General features: G+C 67.6%; 1 protein-coding gene. It reads left to right on the forward strand.

Translation table 11 applies throughout. From position 1 onward, the window contains the following. Positions 1-117: 117 nt before the first annotated feature. A complete protein-coding gene (locus tag ACWJ6R_RS36405; RefSeq protein ID WP_449066559.1) occupies positions 118-1,326 on the forward strand; it encodes an RNA-guided endonuclease InsQ/TnpB family protein in 1,209 nt (402 codons plus the stop codon). Positions 1,327-1,345 lie beyond the last annotated feature (19 nt).

Genomic DNA, 1,345 nt, shown 5'->3' on the forward strand with positions numbered 1-1,345 from the left:
GAAACGAAGCTCCCGCGTAGCGGGGCAGGGAAAGGCGAATCGCCGCCAGGGCGATCCGGCGTCTACGGCCACCGACCGAAACCCGCCGCTCACACGGGAACTGATACGATGTGAGGCATGACGCAGCAGGTCAAGCGGGCTTTCAAGTACCGCTTTTACCCCACGGACGAGCAGGCAGCCGAGCTGTCCCGCACGTTCGGCTGCGTCCGCCTCGTGTACAACAAGGCGCTGGAGGAGCGCACGCGGGCCTGGTACGGCGAGCAGCGCAGAATCTCCTACGTGCAGTCCTCGGCGGAGCTCACCGAGTGGAAGAAGAGCGAGGAGCTCGCCTTCCTGGCTGAGGTGTCCTCCGTCCCCCTCCAGCAGGCGCTGCGCCACCTTCAGACCGCGTTCGGGAACTTCTTCGCCAAGCGTGCGAAGTACCCGCGCTTCAAGTCGAGGAAGAAGTCCCGTGCGTCGGCCGAGTACACCCGTAGTGCGTTCACGTGGCGTGACGGGAAGCTGACGCTGGCGAAGATGGCCGACCCGTTGGACATCCGCTGGTCGCGTCCCCTGCCCGAAGGCGTGGAGCCTACGACCGTGACGGTGTCCCGTGATGCGGCCGGGCGCTGGTTCGTGTCCCTGCTGTGCGAGGACTCCATCGCGCCCGCGCCCGCCACTGCGAACGCGGTCGGCATCGACGCCGGGGTCACGTCCCTGGTGACCCTGTCCACCGGGGAGAAGATCGCCAACCCTGAGCACGAGCGGCGTGACCGCGCCCGCCTCGCCCGCGCGCAGCGTGAGCTGTCCCGGAAGGCGAAGGGTTCGGCCAACCGAGAGAAGGCCCGCAGCAAGGTCGCTCGCGTCCACGCGCGGATCGCCGACCGCCGCCGCGACTTCCTGCACAAGCTGACCACTCGACTCGTCCGTGAGAACCAAACGGTCGTGATCGAGGACCTCACCGTCCGCAACCTGCTGAAGAACCACTCGCTCGCGCGAGCCATCTCGGACGCGTCGTGGACGGAACTGCGCTCCATGCTGGAGTACAAGTGCGCCTGGTACGGGCGTGAACTCGTCGTGATCGACCGCTGGTTCCCCAGCTCCAAGCTGTGCGGAGCCTGCGGCACGATCCGCGGGAAGCTGCCGCTGAACGTCCGCGAGTGGACGTGCGACTGCGGCACCGTGCATGACCGCGACGTGAACGCGGCACGCAACATCCTGGCCGCCGGGCTGGCGGCGTCTGCCTGTGGAGACGGTGTGAGACCTCAACGGGAGTCCTCCCGGACGGGGCGGTCGTCAGTGAAGCAGGAACCCCAGCGGGCGACCGCTGGAATCCCCCGCCTTTAGGCGGGGGAGGAAGTCAATC

Source organism: Planomonospora algeriensis (genome assembly GCF_977012225.1).

Bases quoted from the DNA above. Each gene is read 5' to 3' on its own strand.
- ACWJ6R_RS36405 (WP_449066559.1), top strand. From the start codon at position 118: ATGACGCAGCAGGTCAAGCGGGCTTTCAAGTACCGCTTTTACCCCACG.